Annotated in this window: 4 protein-coding genes and 1 pseudogene; 1 reads left to right on the top strand and 4 read right to left on the bottom strand. The window is 61.6% G+C overall.

Annotated features, from left to right (window positions below; all coding sequences use genetic code 11):
- Window positions 1–327: 327 nt before the first annotated feature.
- From phbB to E8A46_RS20760, 4 genes and pseudogenes are all read right to left on the bottom strand, one after another.
- Complete coding sequence (gene phbB, locus E8A46_RS20775; protein WP_291565275.1) at window positions 328–1,053, bottom strand: acetoacetyl-CoA reductase; 726 nt, start codon at window positions 1,051–1,053, stop codon at window positions 328–330.
- 173 nt (window positions 1,054–1,226) lie between these two features.
- A complete protein-coding gene (locus E8A46_RS20770) occupies window positions 1,227–2,405 on the bottom strand; it encodes an acetyl-CoA C-acetyltransferase (RefSeq protein WP_291565272.1) in 1,179 nt (392 codons plus the stop codon).
- Between the two features lie 116 nt (window positions 2,406–2,521).
- A pseudogene (locus tag E8A46_RS20765) lies at window positions 2,522–2,947 on the bottom strand (heavy metal-binding domain-containing protein); the annotation flags it as partial.
- Between the two features lie 385 nt (window positions 2,948–3,332).
- Complete coding sequence (locus E8A46_RS20760; protein WP_291565268.1) at window positions 3,333–4,358, bottom strand: IS110 family transposase; 1,026 nt, start codon at window positions 4,356–4,358, stop codon at window positions 3,333–3,335.
- Between the two features lie 206 nt (window positions 4,359–4,564).
- Here E8A46_RS20760 and E8A46_RS20755 point away from each other — a divergent pair.
- A partial coding sequence (locus tag E8A46_RS20755; RefSeq protein ID WP_291565264.1) for a transposase occupies window positions 4,565–4,890 on the top strand: 326 nt, incomplete at its 3' end.

Below are 4,890 nucleotides of genomic sequence, written 5' to 3'. Positions count from 1 at the left end.
GGCCGTGACCACGGACCTCGTTTCACCATCAGCCTGAAGCGCAGCACCCAAAATCTTCAGCTATCCACAAGCTGGGCCGGCCACCAATATGTCCGGATTTGATTTACGACAGGCACAGGCTGCCACCTCCTTGGTATAGCGGCCGTGCTTGTAATTGCCGTTCTTGCTCCCTCTCGGGGCGCCACTGCCGTCTGCGCCACCGTGCATTCGGCATCTCCGCCGTCCGCTGGTACGTTGCCGACGTCAGCGACCACAGCGGCACGTCGAATGCCTAGACGAAGCCGGTCGGCTGATAGGCCAACTTGACGCGTCACGCCGCCGATCTCACTAAATCATATACTGCCCGCCATTGATCGAGAGTGTCGAGCCGGTGATGGCGCCGGCCTCGTCGGCGGCGAGGAACACCACCGCGCGGGCGATTTCGTCGGGCTCGCCGAGGCGACCGACCGGAATCAACGGCAGGATGCTTTTCTCCAGCACTTCCTTCGGCACCGCCTGCACCATCTCGGTGTTGATATAGCCCGGGCAGATCGCGTTCACGGTGATGCCGCCCTTGGCATTCTCCAGCGCCAGGGCCTTGGTGAAGCCGATGTCGCCGGCCTTGGCCGCCGAATAATTGACCTGGCCGAACTGGCCCTTCTGGCCGTTGATCGAGGAGATGTTGATGACGCGGCCGAATTTGCGGGCGCGCATGCCCTCGATCACCTGACGGGTCATGTTGAACAGCGAGCCGAGATTGGTGTTGATCACCGCGTTCCACTGTTCCAGCGTCATCTTGTGGAACGCGCCGTCGCGGGTAATGCCGGCATTGTTGATCAGCACGTCGACCGGCCCGAGGTCGGCCTCGACCTGCTTGACGCCGGCGGCGCAGGCATCGAACGAACTGACATCCCATTTGTAGACGGGGATGCCGGTGTCGGCCTTGAACTTGTCGGCGGCCGCGTCATTGCCGGCATAGCTGGCGGCAACCTTGTAGCCAGCGGCCTTCAACGCCTTGCTGATCGCAGCCCCGATGCCCCGCGTTCCCCCCGTCACCAATGCAACACGTGCCATGTCGAATCCCTCCCTGACGCTTTTTTGAACTTCGCTTCTTGTGTAGCTTCGAATTAAGCGAGCTGTTTGACGAACATCAAGAACAAAACGCCCGGCACTGAGGCCGGGCGTTTCTTATTAGCCTTGCGTAGTGCAGTTGCGAGATGAACTTTTCATCATGCAACGCCGCACATTCAATCGCGTGCAATGCACATGGCGATGCCCATGCCGCCGCCGATGCACAAAGTGGCGAGGCCCTTCTTGGCGTCGCGCTTCTGCATTTCGTGCAACAGCGTCACCAGCACGCGCGCCCCGGATGCGCCGACCGGGTGGCCGATCGCGATGGCGCCGCCATTGACGTTGACCTTGGACGTATCCCAGCCGAGGTCCTTGTTGACCGCGCAGGCCTGCGCCGCGAAGGCCTCGTTGGCCTCGATCAGATCGAGGTCGCCGATGCTCCAGCCGGCCTTCTTCAGCGCGGCGCGCGAGGCCGGGATCGGCCCGGTGCCCATGATCTTGGGATCGACGCCAGCGTGGCCCCACGACGCGATACGGCCGAGAACCTTGCGGCCTTCCTTGGCCGCCTGCTTGGCGGTCATCAGCACCACCGCGGCGGCGCCGTCATTGATGCCCGAGGCCGAGCCGGCGGTGACGGTGCCGTCTTTCTCGAAGGCCGGCCTCAGCTTGGCCATCGCATCGAGCGTTGCACCGTGGCGCGGATATTCATCGGTATCCACGACAATGTCGCCCTTGCGGGACTTGATGGTGACCGGGACGATCTCGTCCTTGAACTTGCCGGCCTTTTGCGCGGCCTCGGCCTTGTTCTGCGAGGCGACGGCGAACTCGTCCTGCTGCGCGCGGGTAATCTGATATTGCCGGGCGACGTTCTCGGCGGTGTTGCCCATGTGGTAGCCGTTGAAGGCGTCCCACAGGCCGTCCTTGATCATGGTGTCGACGAATTCGACCGGACCCATCTTGACGCCGCCGCGCAGGTACTGCGCGTGCGGGGCCATGCTCATGGATTCCTGGCCGCCGGCGACGACGATCTCGGAGTCGCCGTTGAGCAGCGCCTGGTAGCCCAGCGCGACCGTGCGCAGGCCACTCCCGCACAGCTGATTGACGCCCCAGGCCGGGCTTTCCACCGGGATGCCGGCGGCGATCGAGGCCTGGCGGGCCGGGTTCTGGCCCTGCGCGGCGGTCAGGGTCTGGCCCATGATCACCTCGGAGACGCGGCCTGGCTCGATGCCCGCGCGCTCGAGGGCGGCCTTGATGGCGATCGCGCCCAGATCGTGGGCCGGCATGGTGGCGAACACGCCGTTGAAACTGCCGACCGGGGTGCGGGCGGCGCTGACGATGACGACATCGTCTGACATGGAACTTCTCCTGAGGCTTGAGGGTGTTTGAGGGTGTTTGAGGGTGTTAAAGGACATAAGTCGACCGACCTGTGTCCGTGGCTAGTTTGACTTCTCTCTTACGTAACGACCGGGGGCGGGCTCGATTTCGCAAACAGGCTGTAGAGGTAAGCAGCACCCGTCCCGAGGGCAATCAGACTGAACATATTCAGACTGCGGTGGATGACCGACGCCCAGGCGCGCTCGAAGAATGGCCACCCCGCCCAAAGGACGACGGGCGTGGACAGAGCGAATTGTATCCAGGTGGAAATGCGCGGCGGGACAAGATCATGCAGGCCCAGGAACGGAATGTGGCCTCCCATTTCCAGCACGAAGACCGGCAGCGTTAGAACCAGCCCGACCCAGAACCGCCGGGTCATGTCGGTGAGTTCGTGGTTCTCGCCGACTTCCACTGTCGCCTTGACCGGCTCCAGCGTCATCCCACAGATGGGGCAATTGCCCGGCCCCACCTGGCGGATCTGCGGGTGCATCGGACAGGTGTAGATGACGCCGGCTTTTATCGGGCTCGGCGGTGCCAATAATGTTGCGTTGTGGGCCTGAAGGTAAGACATCTTCAACTGGCCCAACACGCCGACGAAGGCATTGTTCCAGGAAGCTGAACAGGGAGCTCGTCCTAAGCACACGCGGTAGTTAGATTTTCCGATGTTGATGCTGTTGTCTAATCGCTGCTGAGGCGTCAAGCACTAATTTCGTTCAGGGGACGCTGCCGGGTGCATGGTTGTCTTCGCGGTCGACATTAGCCGCCGCATGATAGAGCTTCGCAGGACGAGCCTTCAATGTGGACGACGCACTTTGCTGAGTCAGCAGTGCAACAGCATCAGCGGAATGGCTCGGCTCACGTCCCGGCAGGGACACCTTAGGCGTTCAGGTTCTGAACGCTATCGGGACTTATGCGGCGGCTCCGGCATTCGGATTGAAGAGCTCGCCAGTCTTAAGCATCGTATGCATTATAACCGCCAGTTTGCGCGCCAGGGCCACGGCAGCTCTTTTGAAGCCGATCCTCTCCCGGAGCTTCAGACCCCACGTGCGCAGAGTGCTGTCGGTTGAGCTGCGTGTCAGAATGACCGCCGCCGCTTCGTAGAGAAGCCCTCGCAAATGGCGATCGCCACGTCGGGATATATGGCCGTCATAATCGACTTCTCCGGATTGGTAGCGGCGCGTCGTCAGGCCGATCCAAGCGCCAACAGATCGGGATTTCTTGAAGTTGTCCGGCCTCTCAATGGCTGTGGTGAAGGCGGTTGCGGTGATCGCACCGATGCCGGGAATGGACATAAGGATACGGCAAGCCTGACTCTGCCGCGCGTCCCGGACCAACTGGCGTCCGAGTTCGGCGGCGCGGATGCGAATGCCACGCCAGGCTTCCAACATCGGGAGCACGATCGATGCAAGTCCGTCCTGATCGGCAAGAAGGCTCCGGACGTTCTTCTCAAAGGTGCTTCCCTTTCCGGCAGGAACGAGCAGGCCGAAGGTTTTCATGACACCACGAATCTGGTTGGAAAGCTCTGTTGTGATACGGACCAGCCGCGTGCGTGCCGCGACAAGCGTGCGGGTCAGCATGCTGTCGAAGCCTTTCACCCGAACCTCACGGAAGAACCCGACTTCTGCGAGCTGGGCCAGACCATCGGCGTCGTTCGCGTCCGTCTTGTTCGCCGCCATATCGAGCGCCGCTTTAGCATGGCGCGCATCGATGCAGATCGCCGGCAACCCCTCGGTGCGCAGAGAATGATAAAACCATATCGACAGTGGTCCGGTCTCGAACACCACGCGTTTCACGGTTGGCGCCCGCTTGCGGATGAGCTCGGCTATGACTCTGGGATCAGACGCGCACTTGCCCCGCCAGATCCGTTCACCTGCTTGGCGGATCGAGACTGACGTCTCTTTCATCGACACGTCGAGACCGATATATTCTTCCATGGCTGTTCTCCATTCGATGCTTGGGCCAGCGTCCAGTCGTGAGCCCGTATTTCCATCCTATCGGGGAACAGCTACCTTCCAAGACTAGTGATTGGCTTGAGGCAACTCGCTCCTGCGATTACCCCATGTGGACGGCTCCTCCACCGGCACATCGGTGCCATGGATGTGGGCGCTGTTGAGGCTCCCACGATTCAGAGGAGCGAGCCATGCAGACGATAACGACAATCGGCTTAGATATCGCGAAGTCGGTCTTCCAGGTTCACGGCGTTGACGCTAGTGGCCAAGTAGTCATCCGTCGGCAATTGAAGCGTCGCTACGTCCTGCCGTTCTTCCAGAAGCTGTCGCCGTGTCTGGTCGGTATCGAAGCCTGCGCCTCGGCGCACCACTGGTCACGGGAACTCCAGGCACTTGGTCACACCGTTCGGCTGATGCCGCCGGCCTACGTGAAGCCCTACGTCAAGCGACAGAAGAATGACGCGACTGACGCAGAGGCCATTTGCGAGGCGGTCACGAGGGCCAACATGCGGTTCGT

Origin of the sequence: Bradyrhizobium sp., assembly GCF_004799445.1 — a bacterium.
In the GTDB taxonomy this organism is placed as follows: Bacteria; Pseudomonadota; Alphaproteobacteria; order Rhizobiales; family Xanthobacteraceae; genus Bradyrhizobium.
Note: the sequence above shows the minus strand (reverse complement) of the source record. Positions and strands in the feature narration are given on the sequence as shown.